Genomic DNA, 20,304 nt, shown 5'->3' with positions numbered 1-20,304 from the left:
ACGATGAAGAAGACAGCGTTGGTTCTGGGTGCGACGGGTGGCGTGGGCGGTGCCGTGATGCGTCGCATGATCGCGGGCGGTTGGACGGTCCGGGCACTGACCCGCCGTGCCAGTGTCGACCTGCCCGACGGATGCGAAGCGGTGGTGGGGGATGCGATGGATGCTGCTGCGGCCGCATCCGCTGCCGAGGGCGCCTCGGTCCTCGTCCATGCCGTCAACCCGCCGGGCTATCGCGACTGGGATCGCCTGGTCCTGCCGATGCTCGACAACACGATCCGTGCCGCGTCCGCCACCGGCGCCCGCATCCTCCTGCCGGGGACCGTCTACAATTACGGTCCAAACGTGTTCCCGGACATCGCCGAGGACGCGCCGCAGATGCCGAGGACGCGCAAGGGCCTGATCCGCGTGGCGATGGAGCAGCGGCTCCGCACCGCAGCGGATCAAGGCAAGTGCACCGCGCTCATCGTGCGGGCGGGCGACTTTTTCGGCCCCGGTGCTGCCAACAACTGGTTCGGACAGGGCCTCGTGACCCCCGGGGGACGTCCGAAGGTGATCCGCAATCCGGGCACGCGCGGCGTCGGCCATCAATGGGCCTACCTGCCCGACGTCGCCGAAACCATGGCCCGGCTGCTGGAGCGCGCGGATCTGCCCGCCTTCGCTTCGTTCCACATGGAAGGGCACTGGGACCATGATGGGCGCCAGATGGTGCAGGCCATCGCCCGTGTGCTCGGGGATCCCGCCGTACCCGTTCGTCCGCTGCCCTGGTGGCAGCTTCGCCTCGCCGCGCTGATAGCGACCACGCCGCGCGAGATGATGGAGATGCGCTATCTGTGGCGGCAGCCGGTCCGCATGACCAACGACCGACTCGTCGCGACGCTGGGCGGCGAGCCGCGGACGCCGCTCTTGGAAGCGGTGCGGGCCACGCTGACCGATCTGCGATGCGTGTGACGGCGCGGCTGGGGCGCGGCGACGCCGCCGATGGTCTTGGCCCCTTCCGGAAGCAGGTCCGGTGCCCATGCTCTCTCGAACGCAAATATATCTGGGCGGATGTTCAACTTCGAGATTACCAAACGCTTCTGAGCACAAGACGTACAACGGGAGATGCGAGCATGAAGGCATGGATGACGGCGCTGGCCTGCGGGGTCGCGGCGTGCGCGATCCCCGCCGCGGCACCGGCGCAGACGAGCGGTCCGGTCGTCGCGACCGGCGCGGGCAAGGTGCAGGGCGCGGTGGAGGACGGCGTCGCCAGTTGGAAGGGCATCCCCTTCGCGGCGCCCCCCGTTGGCCCCTTGCGCTGGCGTGCGCCGCAACCCGCGGCAAGCTGGCAGGGCGTGCGCCCGGCCACCCAGTACAGCCACGACTGCATGCAGAAACCCTTCCCAAGCGACGCCGCGCCCCTTGGCACGACGCCGGCCGAGGACTGCCTGTATCTCAACCTGTGGAAGCCGGCGACGGCGCCCGCCGCTGCCAAGCTGCCGGTGATGGTGTGGATCTATGGCGGCGGCTTCGTGAACGGAGGCGCTTCCCCACCCACCTATTCCGGTGCCAGCATGGCCAAGCAGGGGGTGCTGTTCGTCAGCTTCAACTATCGGGTCGGGCGCTTCGGCAGCTTCGCCCTGCCCCAGCTCAGCCGCGAGAATCCAGACGGCGGGCTGCTCGGCAACTATCATTTCATGGACCAGATCGCAGCGCTCAAATGGGTGCAGCAGAACGTCGCGGCGTTCGGCGGCGACCCGTCGAACGTGACGATCATCGGCGAGAGCGCCGGCGGCATGTCGGTGCACACTCTGGTCACCTCGCCCTTGTCGCGCGGACTGTTCAGCAAGGCGATCGTGATGTCCGGCGGCAACGCCCAGACTGCCAAGAACGCGACGCTGAAGGACGCGGAGGCGATCGGCGAAAACCTGGCGCGCGCGCACAATATCGACCCTATGGCACCCGATGCGCTCGCCAAGCTCCGCGCACTCAGTGCCGAACAGGTGACCGACGGCCTCAGCATGGTGGAGCTGTTCCAGCCCAAGCCGGGCCCGCGCACCTATGGCGGGCCGATCCTAGACGGCAAGCTGCTGATCGATCAGGAAAAAGCCTATCTCAGCGGCGATTTCGCCAAGGTGCCGATGCTGATCGGCGCGACCAGCGCCGACATGGGCGGCAAGTCCGGCTTCATGATCGCCGGCGCGCGGGAGGCGAGCGCGATGGTCGCCGCGCAGAAGGTGCCGGTCTGGGAGTATCGCTTCTCCTATGTCGCGGACTCGGTCGGACAGCCGGGTGCGGGACACGCGACCGACATCCCGTTCTTCTTCGACAATGCCCGCATCAAATATGGCGCAGCCACGACGGCCAAGGACGTCCAGGTCGGCAAGACGATCAGCGCCTATCTCGCCAACTTCGCCAAGAAGGGCGATCCCAACGGCGCGGGCCTGCCGGCCTGGCCGCGCTTCACGGCATCGGGCGACGAGATCCTCGACTTCACCCCGGACGGAAAGGCAGTCGCGGCACGTGACCCGTGGGGCGCGGAAATCGACGATCTGCACGCCCGCACCAAGGCCGCATTGGCGTCGGGCAAATACAACAGCCTGACCACCCCGCTGGGTACGATGCTCGACGACCCCGCAGCACGCGCGGTCCTCGCCAAGCATCTGCCGGAGATGGTCAGGAACCCGCAGATCGACATGGCACGCGGGCAGACGCTGGTCGGCATCCAGGGCTATTTTCCGGCATTGCTTACCGATGCCAAGCTCAAGGCGATCGATGCGGATCTGGCTGCGATACCCGCCAAGCCGAGCTGAGCTACGGCGCCAAAGGCCCGTTCACGCAGCAGGCGGCGGCATGGACCGCGCCTGCTGCGTGAACCTGGGGGCCGATGCGACCGACATGCTCAATCGAAATGTGCTGTGTTGGACACTGCCTGCCGATCCTGCGTACCCGGCCTGAGCGCGAGGAGTTCGGCGGGCTCGGCCCCGCGTTGGGCACCAAGAGGATGGCGCGGGCCGGCGCCTCAACCGGCCCCGCGCGTGTCGATCAGAAGCTCGTGCGCAGCAGGAAGGCGATCCGGCGATCGGTGCTCGTCCAGCTGTAGCGCGGTTTCAGATCGGCGTCGCCGACATCGAGATAGGTCTTGGCCTTGAGCAGGTTGGTGCCCTGCACGCCGATCTTCACATGCCGGGTGAGCGAATAGAGGATCGACCCGTCGAGCTGCCCATAGCCTTCGGACCATACCGGGTAGTTCAGATTGGCCGCCGAGGTGGTCAGGAGGTAGGTCGAGCGCCAGTTATAGGCGGCGCGCGCCGAGATCCCGTATTTCTCGTATACCACCGCGACATTGTACGAATAGCGCGAGAGCCCCTCCAGCGGCAGCGGCTTGGTGGCGTTGCTGGTCTGGTTGGCGTCGAACACGTTGACGGCCGTGTTCTTGCCGCCGCTCGAATCCACGAAGGTGTAATTGCCGGTCAGCCCCAGCCCGCCCAGCGCGCCGGGCAGCCGGTCGAAGAACTGGGTATAGCCCAGCTCGAACCCCTTGATGGTGCCGTGTGCGCCGTTCATCTGCTGGGTCACGTCGAAGGTGATCGTCTGCCCGCCGCTGGTGTAGCTGCGCTGGGTGACGCCGGCGAAGATATAGTCGGAGATGTCCTTGTAGAAGGCGGCCAGCGTCAGGCTGTTGGCACGGCCGAAATACCATTCGAGACTCGCATCGAATTGATTGGAGCGCGTCGGCTTGAGATTGGGGTTGCCCGCCGTGCCGGTGAACGCCGTGGTCTGGCCGTTCAGCCCCACCCCGTTCGCCTTGCCGTTCGAATCGAACGAGAAGCTGAGCGTGGTGAAGGGGTTGAGCTGCGCGAAGGTGGGGCGCACGATCGCCTTGGCCGCGGCGAGGCGAAGCTGCAGCCCCTCCTTCAGGAAGAAGCGCAGGTTCAGGCTGGGCAGCACGTCGGTATAGCTGCCGCTCGAGCTTTCCCCCGCCTGTGTGGTGCTTCCCTGCGAGAAGGCGACCGCCTTGGCGAACAGCGCGCAATCGTCCGCGGTCGCCCCGCCCACGCCGACGGTGCAGGTGCCGCTGGTGATCGAGGCCACCGTCATCGCCGCACCCGACGCGCCGGTCTCCGTCCGCACGACGCGCACGCCGACATTGCCGTCGAACTGGCCGATCGCGCTCTGGTCCATGCCGAAGCGCAGCAGGCCATAGCCGGCGAAGGTGCGCTCGGTCTGGTCGTTGACGCCGCCAGTGACGTTGTCGCTGCCGGGCTTTGCCTGTGCATAATCGTCGCTGATCGGCGCCCAGCCCCAGCCCGCGGACTCGGTGCTCTTGAGATAGCTATAGGCGTTGGCGCGACCGTTCGAGACGAGCGACGCCGACGGGAACCAGAAGCCCGAGCCGGTGGAGACGTTGCCGGAAAAGAAGTTGCTGTAGTTGAACAGCGTCGACTGGCTGGGCAGGCCCGCATTCTGCACGCCGCCGGTATAGCCGGTGGCGGTGAGCGCGACCGGCGTGCCGCCGCCCCAATAGGCCGCCGACAACAGGCTCCAGTTCCAGCCGGTCTGCCGCGTGATCGCGGTGCGATCGGTGATGCGGCCGCCGAACCGGAAGGACTTGAGGAAATCGCTGTCGGTGAAGCTGTATTCCCCGTCGGCCTTGCCCGCCCATTGGTGCGCCTCGTTGTCCTCGATATGGTCCATCGCGGCATACCACCAATAGGCGCTCTTGTCGGAAAGCGAGGCGCCGTTGCTGGACGCGATGCTGAGCTTCGGCACATCGCCGCTGAGGTCGAACGCGATCGTCGCCGGGGTACTGGTCTCGGTATAGACCGTCAGGCTCTCCGATTTGGCGGTGGAGTGGACATATTGCAGATCGGCGCTGAACGACCAGTGCTCGTTCGGCGTCCAGCGCACCTTGCCCGAATAGTCCTGCGTCTGGTTTTCCGCCGTGCCGTAGCGGGTGTCGAAGTTGAGCCGGCGGTTGGTCAGCGTGCCCGAGGTCAGTGCGTTGTTGGCCCCGAAGGTGTAGCTGGCATCGTCGGTGGGCAGCGTGTCGTTGTCGCCGACGGCATGTTCGATGTCCTTCGGCGTTGCCTTGGCGGCAAGCACCTCGAAGGTGAATTCCAGCGTATCGCTTGGGCGCCACTGGAGCGAGGAATCGAACGCGGTCCGCTTCTGCTGCCAGTCGACCTGACGCACACCGATCGTGCCGGGAACATAGACGGTGCTGCCAGCGCTGAGCCCGTCCTGCGCCGCGGAAAGGGTGCGCGCCGAATATTTGTCGGTCTGAACGCTGTTGGTGCGGTTGCCGACATTGCTCAGCAAATAGCTGACCAGCAGGCCCACCTCGCCCAGCGGCGTCTGCCAGCGGCCGCTGGCCAGCGCATTGCCCGAATAATAGGTGTTCTTGCGCAGATCGGCATAGTTGGCGTCGCCCGACGCCGCGAACACATAGCCCTTTGCATCGAACGGCTTGCGGGTGCGCAGGTTGATGCTGCCGCCGACCCCGCCCTCGACGAGGTCCGCCGAGGGATTCTTGTACACGTCGACGCCGGAAAGCAGATCGGCCGAAACGTCCTCGAACGAAAGGCCGCGGCCGTTGCTGGCGGAGAAGACATCGCGGCCGTTCAGCTCCGATCGCACCCAGGAAAGCCCGCGGATGAACACGCCGCCGCCTTCCGCCGAAAGCCGCGCCGGATCCCGGTTCTGGTTGGTGCGCTGGAGGGTCACGCCGGGCACGCGCTGCAGTGCCTCCGAAACCGACCGATCGGGCAGCGCGCCGATGTCCTGCGCGGTGATCGAATCGATCACCTGCTCGGCGGAGCGCTTGCGATCGCGCGCGCCCTGCAGCGAAGCGCGAATGCCGGTGACGATGATCTGGGCGTCGCCGGTCTGCCCGTCACTGGTGGCGGTGCCCGCCTGAACGGCGCCGTCCCCGGGCGCGGGCACCGTCTGCGCACGGGCCAGCCCCGGCGCCGCGCATACTGACAGCGTTGCCAGCGAAGCGCCGGCACGAAGCGATGCGGTGCGCATGCGGCGGTGTACGGAATGTAACATGGTGTCGATCACGTAGGTCCCCTCCTTCGGCACATCGGCTGTGTCCGATACTGCGGCGTGCAGGCGCTGCATGTCCGAAGCCCCGTGGGGCAGCATTGTCGTTCCTGCACGGCACACGGCCCGGTCGGCCGAGATGGCCAGCCCCGGATCCGTGCGACCGCCCCTGTCTGCGTTGCGATCCTCACACGGCGTTTGCGCGGTGTGGCGATCGGTTGCACTTGTGTGACGGCGGCGGAAACGCGATGCCCGGCGCCTATGGCAAGGACGCGTCGCAAGCAGTAGACTGGCGTTGCAAAATTTGGGGAACGAGCATGGGTTTCGTGCGTTCGGGGATTTCGGCGGTCGTGCTGGCGGCGTTGCTGGCCGGCTGTGGCGGGGGCGGCAGCGGCGGCGGATCGGGCACGGTCAGCCAGCCCGGCACCGCCAGCCCCGCGCCGACGCCCACCGCCAGCGGCTGCAGCCTGCGGGCGCGACAGGACTGGGTGCTGTCGACGCTGCGCGAATGGTATCTGTTTCCCGAAACGCTGCCGTCGAACCTCGACCCCGCCGGCTATACCAGCGTCGACACCTATCTCGATGCACTGACCGCCACCGCGCGCGGCCAGGGGCGGGACCGCTACTTCACCTATCTCACCTCGATCGCGGAGGAGAACGCCTACTATACCAGCGGCTCCAGCGCCGGCTTCGGCTTCCGCCTGTCGAATGACGGCAACGGCGTGACGGTGATGGAAAGCTTCGAGGGCGGCAGCGCGCTGCAGGCGGGCATCGATCGCGGCACCCAGATTCTGGCGATCGGCACCAGCAACAGCGATCTGCGCGACGTATCCACCCTCTATTCCGCACAGGGCGCCGCCGGCATCACCGAGGCGCTGGGACCGAGTACGGTCGGCACCACGCGCGTGCTGCGGGTCCGCAATGTCGACGGGCCGGTCAGCACGGTACGCACGGTCACGCTCACCAAGACCGACTACAGCCTGCTGCCCGTTTCCGACCGCTACGGCACGCAGATCCTCACCGATCCCAATGGTGGCGGGCGCGTCGGCTATGTGAACCTGCGGACCTTCATCAGCACCGCGGACCCGGCACTGCGCGCCGCCTTCGCCAGCTTCAAGGCGCAGGGAATCGACAAGGTGATCGTGGATCTGCGCTACAATGGCGGCGGTCTCGTCTCGATCGCCGAGCTGTTCGGCAACCTGCTGGGCGGTGCCCGCGCACGCAGCGACGTGTTCAGCTTTACCACCTTCCGGCCGGAAAAGTCGGCCAACAACTCGACCACCTATTTCGCGCCCCAGGCCGAGTCGGTGGCGCCGACGCGCATCGCCTTCATCGGCACCCGCGCCACCGCCTCGGCGAGCGAGTTGGTGATCAACGGCATGCTCCCCTATTTCCGCACCAATCTGGGACTGATCGGCACCAATACCTATGGCAAGCCGGTGGGCCAGGTAGCGATCGACCGCAGCGAGTGCGACGACCGGCTGCGCGTGATCGCCTTCGCGACGCAGAACGCCAACCGGCAGGGTTCCTATTTCAACGGTCTGGCCAGCACGGTGGAAGCCAGCTGCACCGCTGCCGACGATACCTCGCGTCCGCTGGGCGATGTGCGGGAGGCTTCGGTGAAGGCCGCGCTGGACTTCGTTGCGGGGCGCAGCTGCAGCGCGATCAGCGGCATCGGCGTCGCTGCCGCACCGCGCGCGCTGCTGTCGCCGGATCGGCCGAGCACGGCGCAGCGCGAGGTGCCGGGCCTGTTCTGATCCCGATGCGCTCGTCGTCTGGCAGCGGAGGCGCCGGCATCCGCCGTAAGGTTAGCGACAGCCATTGCGCGCTAGGATGCCTGCATGCCCGCTTCGCCTGATGCTTCGCCCGCCCTGCACGCCCTAGTCGTGGAAGACGATGTCCAGCTGAATGCGCTGCTCGTGCAGCAGCTGGGCGGCCTCGGCTACGAGGTTACCGCGGTGGGCGACGGGCGCGCGGCCCTTGCAGCGCTCGCCGAGGCGCGGTTCGACGTCGTGTTGCTCGATCGCATGCTGCCGGTCATCGAGGGGGTGGAGGTGCTGCGCCGGATGCGGTCCGAGGGGATCGAGACGCCGGTGATCCTGCTCACCGCGCTGGGCCTGACCAACGAGCGGGTCGAGGGGCTCGATGCGGGCGCCGACGACTATATCGTCAAACCCTTCGAGATCGACGAACTCAACGCCCGCATTCGTGCGGTGCTGCGCCGGCGCGCCGCGCCCGCCACCGACAATGCCGCCCTCACCGCCGGCGACGTGACGGTGAGCGTCGTGCGCCACCGCGTCACCCGCGCCGGCAAGCCGATCGAGCTGCAGAAGACCGAGCTCAAGCTGCTCGCCGAGCTGGTGCGCGAGGCAGGCAGCGTGCTTTCCCGCAAGATGCTGATCGAGCGCGTCTGGGGATATGATTTCGTGCCGAGCACCAACATCGTCGACGTGCATATCCTGAAGCTGCGCCAGCGACTGGACATGCCCGGCCTGCCCGATCCGATCGTGACGGTGCGGGGCGTCGGCTACATGTTCCGCGCCTGAGCGATGGAGCAGCGGCGCATCCGATCGCTGGGGCGCATCGCGATCGGCTTTGCGCTGGGCCTGTCGGCGGTTACCGCGCTCGCCGGCCTGGGCATCTATCTGGCGCTGCTCTCGGCGATCGACCGGCAGGTGGATCTGCGCCTGCAGGGCGAGATGCGCGAGCTGCTGCAGGACGATGCCCGCGTACCCGAAATCGTGCGCCGCATCGCCCGCGAGACGAGCGAGCGCGAAAGCGCCGATATCGGCTTCCTGCTGCGCGATGCGCAGGGACACACGCTTGCGGGCAACATCGCCCCTGCCCGGCCGCTGCCGATCGGGGCATCGACGGTCAAGCGCGAGGCAGCGATCCCGGGGCTCAGCCGTGGGCGTGCCTGGGTGGTGCGCCTCTCCGGCGGCGAAACGCTGGCGCTGGTCGCGGAAAGCGAGCCGATCGACCAGCATGATCTTGGGCGGGTCCATATCCTCGTCGTCGGCTTCGGCGCGGTGGTCGCGCTGCTGCTGCTCGGCACCTTTGCGCTGATCCGCGCGATCCGCATCAACATTGCCGCCATCGGCGGCACGGCGGAAGCGATCATCGACGGCGACCTGCGCGCACGGGTGCCGGTGGATCGCCCGAGCAGCGTGTTCGGCGGTCTCGCGCTCACCTTCAATCGCATGCTCGATCGCATCGGCGACCTGATGACGGGCATGCACAGCATTTCGAACGACATCGCCCATGATCTGCGCACGCCGCTCGCCCGGCTGCATGGCCGGCTGGCAGCGCTGGCCGACGCGCCGGCAGCCGCACCGGTGCGCGGCGAACTTGCCGCGGCGGTCGCCGAAAGCGAGGAGATCCTGGCGATCTTCGCCGCGATCCTGCGCATTTCCGAGATCGAGGGTGGCGATCGCCGGGCGGGATTCAAGAGGCTCGACCTTGCGGCACTCGCCGCCGATGTCGGCGAAGGGCTGCAGCTGCTCGTCACCGAAAGCGGCAGGACGTTCGCCGCCGACATGCCGACGCCGCTATGGGTGGAAGGCGATCCGCGGCTGCTTACCCAGCTGGTCGTCAACCTGATCGAGAACACGCTCACCCATACGCCACCGGGTACGGCGGTGCGGCTTTCGGTCCGGCAGGACGGCGATGCGGCACTGCTGGTGGTCGCCGATACCGGCCGCGGCATCCCCCCGTCCGAGCGCGCGCATGCGCTCCGCCGCTTCGGCCGGCTGGATGCGAGCCGGACCAGCCCGGGCCATGGGCTCGGCCTGCCGATGGCGGTGGCGATCGCGCGGCTGCATCGCGGCACGCTCACGCTGGGCGATGCGGATCCCGGCCTGCAAGTAGCCTTGCGGCTGCCGCTCGTGGGCTGAATTCAGAGGATGGGAGGGAGAAAGAGGCGGCTGGTGGAGCTGAGGGGAATCGAACCCCTGACCTCTGCAGTGCGATTGCAGCGCTCTCCCATCTGAGCTACAGCCCCGCCGCCGGATCCTGGGTGGCCCCAGGAGGCGCTCCCCTTAGCGAGCGAGAACGGACGATGCAACCGGCTTGTCGCATCTTCCGCATCGTTTCCCCCACCGTGCGGCGAAGCAGCTGGCACACAAGTTAAATTCACGGAACCCATCCGCCCCTCCGCTCGCTTGAACGCCGCGTGACGGCAAGCATGCCGCAGCCGCCGAATCTCAGCAGGAGAGATCAGATGGACGACCGCAACAATCGCTATGGCCCCTACGGCCAGTATGGCCCCACTGGCTATCAGGACACCGGCAGCCCCGGCGACTATACCCGGGACTATGGCTCCGGCCGCGACTACACGCACAGCAGCGCGCGCGACTATGCCGCATCCGGCCAGCTTGGTGGCGGACGGGATCGCAGCCAGCGCGACGACGGAACCCGCAGCCGCGCGGACTGGCGCGATCAGGATCGCTCCAGCTACGGCGCGCAGGGCTATGGCCCGCGTCGTGAGGAGCGCGGCGGCTCGAACGAAGGCGACCGCGACTGGAGCGACTATGGCTCGCGGAGCTACAGCAATTATGGCGGCTATTCGGGCCAGGATCGCGACCGCGACTATGGCGCGCGCGACGAGGGGCGGATGGGCAGCCGCGACTGGGGCAGCCGCGATTCGTCTTCCCGCAGCTATGGCCGGCCTGAACAGGGCCGCTATGGCCAGGATCGGGATCGTGGCCGCAGCGGGGAGGACCTGCGCGGGTATGACCGGGACCGCGGCTTCTTCGATCGCGCGGGCGACGAGGTCCGCTCGTGGTTCGGCGATGAGGAAGCGGAGCGCCGCCGCCGCCAGGACCAGCGCTATGACGAGCAGCAGGCCCAGCGCGAAGGCAGTGCCGACAACCATTATGGCGAATGGCGCCGCAGCCGGCTGCAGGAATTCGATCGCGACTATGACGAATATCGACGCGAGAATGCCCAGCGGTTCCACAGCGAGTTCGAGACGTTCCGCACCGAACGGACCGGCCAGCGCGATGCGCTTCGCCGCGTAACCGAGCATATGGAAGTGCTGGGGTCGGATGGCAGCCATGTCGGTACCGTCGACAAGGTGCGCGGGGATCGCATCATCCTGACCAAGAACGACGCGGATGCCGAGGGTCGCCACCACTCGATCCCGTCGCGCTGGATCCAGACGGTCGACGAAAAGGTCCATCTGCGCAAGACCGCCGACGAAGCCAAGAACCATTGGCGCGACGAAGAACAGTCGGGCGCGATGTTCGGCGAGGACAAGACCAAGTCCACGGCGACCACCGTCGATCAGACCAGCACCGGCGACCGGTCGCAGGACTGGAGCACGACCGGCAACCTGAACTCGAGCTTCAAGGGCACCTACTAAGGTCCGGTGAAGTGATGAAGGGGCCGTCCGGCGTGCCGGGCGGCCCCTTTTCCTTGGATCAAAGGTCGACGCGGTCCGCGTTCATCACCTTGGTCCAGGCCTTGCCGAATGCCGCGACAAAGGCGGCTTCCGCATCGTCAGTGGCATAGGCCTCCGCGAGCGCACGCAGCTGCGAGTTGGAGCCGAAGATCAGGTCGACCCGCGTGCCGGTCCACATGGCCTCGCCGGTCTTGCGATCCTTCGCGACGAAGCTGCCATCCCCTTGCGCCTCCCACTTCGCCGTGAAGCTGGTGGTCAGCAGGTTGCGGAAGAAGTCGTTGGTGAGCGTTTCCGGGGTTTCGGTAAACACGCCGTGCTTGGCGTCGCCATGGTTGGCGCCGAGCACGCGCAGGCCGCCGACCAGCAGGGTCATTTCCGGCGCGGTGAGCGTCAGCAGCGCGGCGCGATCGACCAGCAGTTCCTCTTCGGACCAGCCCATCGTTTCGCCGGCATAGTTGCGGAAGCCGTCGACCTTTGGCTCGAGCGCCTCGAAGCTGTGCGCGTCGGTCTGCTCCTGGCTCGCGTCGGTACGGCCCGGTACGAACGGCAGCTGCAGATCATGCCCCGCCTTCTTCGCCGCGGCTTCCACCGCTGCCGTGCCGCCGAGCACGATCAGGTCGGCGAGCGATACCTTCTTGCCGCCGGCCTGGTTCGTGTTGAACGTCGTCTGGATGCCTTCCAGCACTGCCAGCGCCTTGGCCAGTTCTGCCGGTTCGTTCACCGCCCAGTCCTTCTGCGGCGCCAGGCGGATGCGCGCGCCATTGGCGCCGCCGCGCTTGTCCGTGCCGCGATAGGTGCTGGCCGAGGCCCAGGCCGTCTTCACCAGTCGCGCGATCGACAGCCCCGAGCCGAGGATCTCGGCCTTGAGCACTGCGATATCGGCGTCGTCGACCAGCGCGTGGTCCACCGCGGGCACCGGGTCCTGCCAGAGGCGGGGCTCGGCGGGCACTTCGGGCCCGAGCAGCGTGGCATGGGGACCGCTGTCGCGGTGGGTCAGCTTGTACCAGGCCTCGGCAAAGGCATGGGCGAACTGATCCGGGTTCTCATAGAAGCGCCGCGATATCGGCCCATAGGCAGGATCGAAGCGCAGCGCGAGATCGGTGGTCAGCATCGTCGGGCGGTGCTTCTTCGACGGGTCGTGCGCGTCTGGGATGACCGCGTCCGCGTCCTTCGCCACCCACTGGTGCGCGCCGGCCGGGCTCGTGGTGAGCGCATACTCGTACTCGAACAGGTTCTTGAAGAAGCCCATGCCCCACTCGGTCGGGGTCTCGGTCCAGGTGACTTCGAGGCCGCTGGTGATCGTGTCCCCCGCATTGCCCTTGCCGAAGCTGTTGGCCCAGCCGAGCGCCTGCATCTCGATACCGGCACCTTCCGGCTCCGGGCCGATATACTGGCTCGGGTCGGCCGCGCCGTGCGTCTTGCCGAAGGTATGGCCACCGGCGATCAGCGCGACGGTCTCCTCGTCGTTCATCGCCATGCGCGCAAAGGTCTCGCGGATGTCATGCGCGGCGAGCAGCGGATCGGGATTGCCGTCCGGGCCTTCCGGATTCACGTAGATGAGGCCCATCTGCACCGCGGCCAGCGGGTTGGCGAGGTTGCGCTCGCCCGAATAGCGGCCACCCGGCTTCTCGCTGGTCTGGAGCCATTCGCGTTCCGGGCCCCAGTTGATGTCGCGCTCCGGCTCCCACACGTCGGCGCGGCCGCCGCCGAAGCCGGCAGTCTTGAAGCCCATCGATTCGAGCGCGCAATTGCCGGTAAGGATCATCAGATCCGCCCAAGAGAGCGAACGGCCATATTTCTGCTTGATCGGCCACAGCAGCATGCGGGCCTTGTCGAGATTGGCATTGTCGGGCCAGGAGTTGAGCGGAGCGAACCGCTGCGTACCCGAGCCTGCGCCACCGCGGCCGTCGCCGATGCGATAGGTGCCGGCGCTGTGCCAGGCCATGCGGATGAACAGCGGGCCGTAATGGCCGAAATCGGCGGGCCACCAGTCCTGCGAGTCGGTCATCAGTGCAAAGATGTCGGCCTTCACCGCTGCCAGATCGAGCTTCTGAAACTCGGCGGCGTAATCGAACGCGGCACCCATCGGATCACCGGCGGGCGGGTTCTGGTGGAGCACGGTGAGGTCAAGCTGGTTGGGCCACCAGGTCCGGTTCGTCATGTCGAACAGGACGGCGTTGCCCTCCATCTTGCCACCATGCATCGGGCACTTGGATTCGGCGTTCATTCGGGCACCTCCTAGGGTTCGGGCTATTGGTCTGCGCAAAGCCTCGCACGGCCAGAGCGATCGATGAAATGAATTAGTCCGCGCACACTGATCGATCTTGCCGCGAATGTCAGTATATCCGAACGGATAGGGCGCCACCACGTCGCGCAAACGAAATGATGTTGCGTCATGGCGGTTACGGACTTGGCTGGTTTGCATGCTCGAACTGGTTACACTCGCAACCAACCAATCACAGAATGCACAGCGGAGAGCCTGTATGACCGACGCCACCGAAGCCGATCTGACCGGCGGCACCCCCCGCGCCCGCCCCGAGGGCGATGTCGAGAAGATCGGCGATCGCAAGCTCAAGCCGGCGACGATGATGATGGGCCATGGCTATGACCCGATGCTCTCGGAAGGCGCGCTGAAGCCGCCGATCTTCCTCACCTCCACCTTCGTCTTCCCCAATGCGGCCGCGGGCAAGCGGCACTTCGAGGGCGTGACCGGCAAGCGCCCGGGCGGGGCCGAGGGCCTGGTCTATTCGCGCTTCAACGGCCCGAACCAGGAGATCCTCGAAGACCGGCTCGCCATCTGGGAAGAGGCCGAGGACGCGCTCGCCTTCTCCTCGGGCATGTCGGCGATCGCGACGCTGTTCCTGTCGATGGTCAAGCCCGGCGACACGATCGTCCATTCGGGCCCGCTCTATGCAGCGACCGAAACGCTGATCTCGCGCATCCTCGGCCGCTTCGGCGTCCAGTGGCTCGACTTCCCGGCCGGCGCCACCCGCGAGGAAATCGACGCGGTGCTGACCAAGGCGGCGACCGGCAATGTCGCGCTGATCTATCTGGAAAGCCCTGCCAACCCGACCAACGCGCTGGTCGATGTCGAGGCGGTCGCCGCCAGCCGCGACGCGATCTTCACGGGCGAGAACAAGCCGCCGATCGCGATCGACAACACCTTCCTCGGCCCGCTCTGGGCGCAGCCGCTCAAGCAGGGCGCCGACATCGTCGTCTACTCGCTGACCAAATATGCCGGCGGCCATTCGGACCTGGTGGCGGGCGGCGTGCTGGGCACCAAGGCGCACATCAACACCATTCGGCTGATGCGCAACACGATCGGCACGATCTGCGATCCCAACACCGCCTGGATGCTGCTCCGCTCGCTGGAGACGCTGGAGCTGCGGATGAGCCGCGCCGGCGAGAATGCCGCCAAGGTCTGCGAATTCCTGGCGAGCCATCCCAAGGTGGAGAAGGTCGGCTATCTCGGCTTCCTCGAGCGCGGCGAGGACAAGCGCCAGGCCGACATCTATCGCCGCCACTGCACCGGCGCGGGCTCGACTTTCTCGCTCTATCTGAAGGGCGGCGAGAAGGAGGCGTTCGCCTTTCTCGATGCGCTCAAGATCGCCAAGCTGGCGGTAAGCCTGGGCGGCACCGAGACGCTCGCCTCGCACCCCGCAGGGATGACGCACCTGTCCGTGCCGGAAGCGCGCAAGCAGGCACTGGCGATCACCGACAATCTCGTCCGCATTTCTATCGGCGTCGAGGATGCCGACGACCTGATCGCCGACTTCGAGCATGCGCTGAAGGCCGTGTGATCGTAGGGGGGCGGACCATTGCGGCAGCCCCCCCTTCGTCATTCCCGCGCAGGCGGGAGTCTATTTGCGAGGGGCGCGGGGGGAACGCCTAGTTCAGCGTACCCGCCGCTTGCTCGATCAGATCCGCCATCAGCCGCTGATCCTTGAGCGAGGGATGGAAGTGGCAGGCGGTGAATTCCAGCTGCGGCACAGGAACCGGCGTCGCGCCGGTTGCCGCCGCCACCGCGCGCACATCCGCGATGAAGGCGGGCGCCCCCATCAACAGGAAGCGTGCAGTCGGGTTCGCGCCCTTCAGGTCGCGTAGGAAGGCGATGTACTTTGCCCGATAGTCCGCATGCAGCGCCGCATCGTCCTTCCACGTCTCCCCCGCATGGACGGGCGTCGAGAAATCGTTGGTTCCGAGGTTGATGACGATCAGCTGAGGCTTCCAGCCATCCTGCACCGCCGCCCCGGTCTCGCCCGGAATGGCGCGGGAGTAGAGCACCGGGAGCGTCTCGCCGGGGTTGCCGCCCGCATAGTTGCGTACCACGCCCCGCCCCGAAAACGCGATCACGCGATAATCGGCGTTCCATTTCCTGGCGAGCAGGGGCCCGAATGCCAGCTGGGTGTTGGTGGTATCGTGCACCACCTCGCCGGAGCAGTCGCGCACGGTGGCGGTGTCGCCATAGCCGACGCTGTGCGAATCGCCGATGAACTCCACGCGACGTGCATGCACCGGCGGCGCGAGCGGCGTACCGGGGGTGGTGACCCCGACCATGCGGCTGTACCCGTGCTGCGTCTCCGTCAGCTTCTCGATGCGGATGACGTGCTCCCCGTCGGCCAGCCCGTCGAACCTGCGCTGCACCTTGCCAGGCTTCCTGAGCACCGCGCGTTCGACGCCATCGATCAGCACCGCGAGATGATCCTCGCCTGCCTCGACCGAGACGGTGACCGACCTGCCCTTGAATCGCCCTTCGAAATAGACCCCCGGCCAGCCGAACCGACCATCGGCAGTGACGCGACCACCGGCGTGGAGGGGAACGGCAGTTTCTGCGGGCGCGAGCATCAGTGCGGCGGCAAGGGCTAGGCGAAGCATGTTGCCTGCCTAGCAAGTCGGCGCGTGAACGTCAGCCCCAGAGCCGCTCGCGATAGGCCTCGAAACAGCGCGCCCCGCAGCGCAGTCGGATCAGCGCGCCCTCGGCCATGGCGGTCGCACGACGCGGATCCTCCTCCACCGCGGGACGGATCGCCTCACGGTTCCAATCCTCGCTATGCTTGATGTCGAGCACCGCGTGCAGCGTGAAGTAGCGTGCTTCCTTGGCGCTGAGGCCTACGCGCTTCAGCCCCTCGGCGGTCGCGGCGGAACGTCCCGGCGCGGTCAGTTCGATCACGCCGAGCGCACCCACCGAATGCCAGGCATACCGGCGGCTGCTCGCCATAGCGGTCATCGCGTTGGCCAGGCACAGGCTTTCCCAGACGGTATTCTCTATCACCGGCGCCACGGCCAGCGTCTCGACCAGGGCGTCCAGCATCGGCCCGTGCATGCCCTTTTCGGTGCCATGCCCCATCTCGTCCCAATAATTGCGGGCGAGTTCGAGCTTCGGGCGCGTGGGCAGCTTCACCTGCGTCATCGCGACGAGATCGTCGAACCCGGCCTCGCCAGCGGCCTCCTGCTCGAAGAACCATCGGAGCTGATCCCGGTCCGCCGCCTCGGCGAGCCAAGGAAACAGCGGGTCGCCCTGCCCTGGCCCGGTTGCCTTCAGCCCCTCGAACCAGTCGATGAAGCCATCGACATCGGTTGGTGCCTGGGCGGCTTCGCCGACGACCTCGGCGCGAAGTTCCTCGAGGAACGCGCCCTGCAGCCGCTCCATGCGCACATCGCGCTCAAAGGTACGCTGCCAGTCGTCGGACGGGAAACCAGGCTCCAGCCGCTCGCGGTTCCAGTGGGCGAGACCCCGCTGGAAACTGTCGGTCAGGAATTGCGAACGGACGGGTGGCACGAAATCGCGCGCGAGGGTCGCCATGGGAAAAACTCTCTCCTGCTTGGCCGCCTAAACCCCCCGCCGATCCCCGCAGTTCCAGGCGACTTATTACAGATCAATCAGTTGGGAGATCCTGCGTGCACCCCGTGCATCCGCCTGAACCAACTAGGTAATTGCAACAATTGCACGCAGCTCGATAGGTCTGCAGGGCCGCCAACGACGCAGCCTTGAGAGGATCCATGTCGCGTATCGCCCACCCCGGACTCGCCGCCAAGGTCACCACCGCCGAACAGGCCGCCTCGTTCATCGCCGATGGCATGACGGTGGGGATGAGCGGCTTTACCGGCTCCGGCTATCCCAAGGCGGTGCCGACCGCGCTCGCCGCGCAGATCGAGGCGGCGCATGCCGCCGGCAGGCCGTTGCGGCTGAAGGTGTGGACCGGCGCCTCCACGGGCCCCGAGCTGGACGGCGCGCTCGCGCGGGTCGACGGTATTTCGGCGCGGTTGCCCTATAATTCCGATCCGATCGCGCGCGAGAAGATCAACGCAGGCGAGATGGACTATGTCGATCTGCACCTGAGCCAGGTCGCCCCGCTCGCCTGGGAAGGCTTTCTGGGGCCGCTCGACGTCGCGGTGATCGAAGTCGCCGGCATTCGCGAGGATGGCTCGCTGATCCCGTCCACGTCGGTCGGCAACAACAAGACCTGGCTCGATGTCGCCAAGCGGGTGATCCTCGAGGTCAACCACTGGCAGAACCCCGCGCTGGAGGGGATGCACGACATTTATTATGGCACCGCGCTGCCGCCCAACCGCGTGCCGATCCCGCTCACCGCGCCCGACCAGCGCATCGGCCAGCCGAGCTTGCGCTGCGATCCGCACAAGGTGATCGCGGTGGTGGAGACCGACGCCCCGGATCGCAACCTGCCGTTCGCGGCGCCCGACGCCAGCGCGCTTGCCATCGCCCAGCATCTCATCGCGTTCTTCCGCCACGAAGTCGGAAAGGGCCGGCTGCCGCCGTCGCTACTGCCCCTGCAATCGGGCGTGGGCAACATTGCCAATGCGGTGCTTGCCGGGCTGCTGACGGCGCCGTTCGAGAATCTCACCGCCTATACCGAGGTACTGCAGGACGGCATGCTGGACCTGCTGGAGGCGGGCAAGCTGCGCTTGGCCAGCTGCACCGCCTTCTCGCTAAGCCCGGTCGCCGCCGCGCGGCTGAACGAGGATCTCGACCGGTTCCGTGACCGCATTCTGCTGCGCTCGCAGGAAATCAGCAACCACCCCGAAGTCGTGCGGCGTCTGGGCTGCCTGGCGATGAACGGGATGATCGAGGCGGACCTCTACGGCAACGTGAATTCCACGCACATCATGGGCTCGCGAATCCAGAACGGGATCGGCGGATCGGGCGACTTCGCGCGCAACGCCTATATCTCGATCTTCATGTCGCCTTCGACCGCGAAGGGGGGCGCAATCTCCTCGATCGTGCCGCACGTTTCCCATGTCGATCACATCGCGCAGGACGTGCAGGTGGTGGTGACCGAGCAGGGCCTGGCCGATCTGCGCGGGCTCGCCCCCCGCAAGCGCGCCGAGCAGGTCATCGAACGGTGCGCCCATCCTGACTACAGGCCGATGCTGCGCGACTATTACGACCGTGCGCTGGCAGGCAGCCTCGGCCGCCAGACACCGATGCTGCCGGGCGAGGCGCTGGCGTGGCACCAGCGCTATCTCGATACGGGATCGATGCTGTAGAACTACCTAGCGACCGTTCCCCGAGACGAGGAGGCGGCCCGGTTTCGCTATAATGGCCTTGCGCCGCAGCGGTTTGCGTTGCGGTGCAAGGGCCAAGTCACGTGAAACCCCATTCTCCCGATCAAGGCTATGACCTGCTGGAGCGCTCGATCCGCCGCCGGGTGATCGCCGCATCGGCGGCCGTGCTCGTCACGGTCGTGGCGCATCTGGCGCATCCGCTGGTGCGGACGCCGGACATGCGGGTGGTGGAGGGCGTGCTGGAACTGGGCGGCGTCATCGTCACGCTGCTGTTGCTGCTGCTCGGCGGGCCGCAGATCGTGCGCACGCTGCGCGAGCGACGCGAGGACGCCGACCGCGCCCATGCCGAGCGCAAGCAGATCAACCATCTGTTCCGCATGACCGAGATGCTGCAGAGCGCGGACGGCTATGCCGATGCAAACGCCGTGCTGGGCGCGACGATCGAGTCGCTGCTCGCCGGCTTCGGCGGCGCGCTCTACGTGTTCAACAATTCGCGCGACCGGCTGGAGCTGTCTGGCAGCTGGCACTGGCCGGAGCCCGATACGTTGCGCCCGATGCTGCCGCCGTCACAGTGCTGGGCGCTGAAACGGGGCAAGCCGCATGTGAACGTCGACGCTCCCGGCGCGCTGCGCTGTGATCATCACCTCGGGACCGCGACCGTGCTCGAACTGCCGATGACCGCACATGGCGAAATCCAGGGCATGCTGAAGATCGCGACCCCGCACCCCGACGCTGCGGCAGAACTCGGCCGGGTGCAGCCGCTCGCCACCGCGATCGCCGATGCCATGTCGCTGGCGGTTTCCAACATCGCGCTGCGCGAGAAGCTGCGTACCCAGGCACTGCGCGATCCGCTGACCGGGCTGTACAATCGCCGTTATATGGAAGACGCACTGAGCCGCTATGCCAGCCTCACCGAACGCAGCGGCGTTCCGCTCTCGGTGATCATGATCGACCTCGATCACTTCAAGAAGCTCAACGACGCGTTCGGCCATGCCCTGGGCGACGCAGTGCTGCGCGAAACCGCCGCAACCATCCTCAGCGGGCTCCGCGCGTCTGACGTTGCCTGTCGCTATGGCGGCGAGGAGCTGCTGGTGATCCTGCCCGAATGCAGGCTTTCCGAAGCCGCGGCGAAGGCAGAGATCCTGCGCGAGCGGATCGAGGCGCTGTCCGCCACCCATGATACGCGGATCACCGCGTCGTTCGGCGTCGCCGCCATCCCCGAAAGCACCCGATCGGTCACCGAGCTGCTGTCGATCGCGGACGGGGCGCTCTATCAGGCCAAGGAGGGCGGGCGAAACCGCGTGGTCACCGCGCCCTCCCGGGAACCCTCGGTGCTGCCGCTGGCAGCCGAATAG

General features: G+C 67.0%; 13 protein-coding genes and 1 tRNA gene. 9 read left to right on the top strand and 5 right to left on the bottom strand.

Annotated features, from left to right (window positions below; all coding sequences use genetic code 11):
- Nucleotides 1-3 precede the first annotated feature (3 nt).
- Together OIM94_RS14900 and OIM94_RS14895 are read left to right on the top strand one after the other, a co-directional pair.
- On the top strand, nt 4-948 hold the full coding sequence (locus OIM94_RS14900; RefSeq protein WP_264607476.1) for an NAD-dependent epimerase/dehydratase family protein: 945 nt from the start codon (nt 4-6) through the stop codon (nt 946-948).
- 161 nt (nt 949-1,109) lie between these two features.
- On the top strand, nt 1,110-2,789 hold the full coding sequence (locus OIM94_RS14895) for a carboxylesterase/lipase family protein (protein ID WP_319801127.1): 1,680 nt from the start codon (nt 1,110-1,112) through the stop codon (nt 2,787-2,789).
- A gap of 232 nt (nt 2,790-3,021) precedes the next feature.
- Here the strand turns inward: OIM94_RS14895 and OIM94_RS14890 are convergent, their stop codons facing one another.
- Nucleotides 3,022-6,006, bottom strand: coding sequence for a TonB-dependent receptor (locus OIM94_RS14890; RefSeq protein ID WP_264607475.1), 2,985 nt, complete (start codon nt 6,004-6,006; stop codon nt 3,022-3,024).
- Between the two features lie 335 nt (nt 6,007-6,341).
- On the opposite strand from OIM94_RS14890, the gene OIM94_RS14885 reads away from it, so the two are divergent.
- The 3 genes from OIM94_RS14885 (at nt 6,342) to OIM94_RS14875 (ending at nt 9,917) form a co-directional block, all read left to right on the top strand.
- Entirely contained in the window at nt 6,342-7,781 is a 1,440-nt protein-coding gene (locus OIM94_RS14885) for a S41 family peptidase (RefSeq protein WP_264607474.1), read from the top strand.
- Nucleotides 7,782-7,865: 84 nt separating this feature from the next.
- Nucleotides 7,866-8,570: a response regulator transcription factor gene (locus OIM94_RS14880; protein WP_264607473.1), complete on the top strand. Its 705-nt coding sequence runs from the start codon at nt 7,866-7,868 to the stop codon at nt 8,568-8,570.
- Between the two features lie 3 nt (nt 8,571-8,573).
- The gene (locus OIM94_RS14875) at nt 8,574-9,917 is read left to right on the top strand and encodes an ATP-binding protein (protein WP_264607472.1); all 1,344 of its coding nucleotides are present in this window, start codon (nt 8,574-8,576) and stop codon (nt 9,915-9,917) included.
- 31 nt (nt 9,918-9,948) lie between these two features.
- Here OIM94_RS14875 and OIM94_RS14870 read toward each other — a convergent pair.
- Nucleotides 9,949-10,024: transfer RNA gene (locus OIM94_RS14870), tRNA-Ala, on the bottom strand.
- 219 nt (nt 10,025-10,243) lie between these two features.
- Here OIM94_RS14870 and OIM94_RS14865 point away from each other — a divergent pair.
- Nucleotides 10,244-11,386 carry a DUF2171 domain-containing protein gene (locus tag OIM94_RS14865; protein WP_264607471.1) on the top strand — a complete coding sequence of 381 codons (1,143 nt, stop codon included), beginning with the start codon at nt 10,244-10,246 and terminating at the stop codon, nt 11,384-11,386.
- 58 nt (nt 11,387-11,444) lie between these two features.
- On the opposite strand, the gene katG is transcribed toward OIM94_RS14865, so the two are convergent.
- Nucleotides 11,445-13,652, bottom strand: a complete 2,208-nt coding sequence (katG, locus tag OIM94_RS14860; RefSeq protein ID WP_264607470.1) for a catalase/peroxidase HPI — start codon at nt 13,650-13,652, stop codon at nt 11,445-11,447.
- Nucleotides 13,653-13,908: 256 nt separating this feature from the next.
- Between katG and OIM94_RS14855 the strand changes: the two genes are divergently transcribed.
- On the top strand, nt 13,909-15,225 hold the full coding sequence (locus OIM94_RS14855) for a cystathionine gamma-synthase family protein (protein WP_264607469.1): 1,317 nt from the start codon (nt 13,909-13,911) through the stop codon (nt 15,223-15,225).
- 88 nt (nt 15,226-15,313) lie between these two features.
- Here the strand turns inward: OIM94_RS14855 and OIM94_RS14850 are convergent, their stop codons facing one another.
- Nucleotides 15,314-16,300, bottom strand: coding sequence for an SGNH/GDSL hydrolase family protein (locus tag OIM94_RS14850; protein WP_264607468.1), 987 nt, complete (start codon nt 16,298-16,300; stop codon nt 15,314-15,316).
- Between the two features lie 31 nt (nt 16,301-16,331).
- A complete protein-coding gene (locus OIM94_RS14845) occupies nt 16,332-17,228 on the bottom strand; it encodes an iron-containing redox enzyme family protein (protein ID WP_264607467.1) in 897 nt (298 codons plus the stop codon).
- A 197-nt stretch (nt 17,229-17,425) separates the two neighbouring features.
- Here OIM94_RS14845 and OIM94_RS14840 point away from each other — a divergent pair, with 197 nt between their 5' ends.
- The gene (locus tag OIM94_RS14840; protein WP_264607466.1) at nt 17,426-18,931 is read left to right on the top strand and encodes an acetyl-CoA hydrolase/transferase family protein; all 1,506 of its coding nucleotides are present in this window, start codon (nt 17,426-17,428) and stop codon (nt 18,929-18,931) included.
- Between the two features lie 101 nt (nt 18,932-19,032).
- The gene (locus tag OIM94_RS14835; protein ID WP_264607465.1) at nt 19,033-20,304 is read left to right on the top strand and encodes a GGDEF domain-containing protein; all 1,272 of its coding nucleotides are present in this window, start codon (nt 19,033-19,035) and stop codon (nt 20,302-20,304) included.

The sequence above is a fragment of the Sphingomonas sp. R1 genome (genome assembly GCF_025960285.1).
In the GTDB taxonomy this organism is placed as follows: Bacteria; Pseudomonadota; Alphaproteobacteria; order Sphingomonadales; family Sphingomonadaceae; genus Sphingomonas.
Note: the sequence above shows the minus strand (reverse complement) of the source record. Positions and strands in the feature narration are given on the sequence as shown.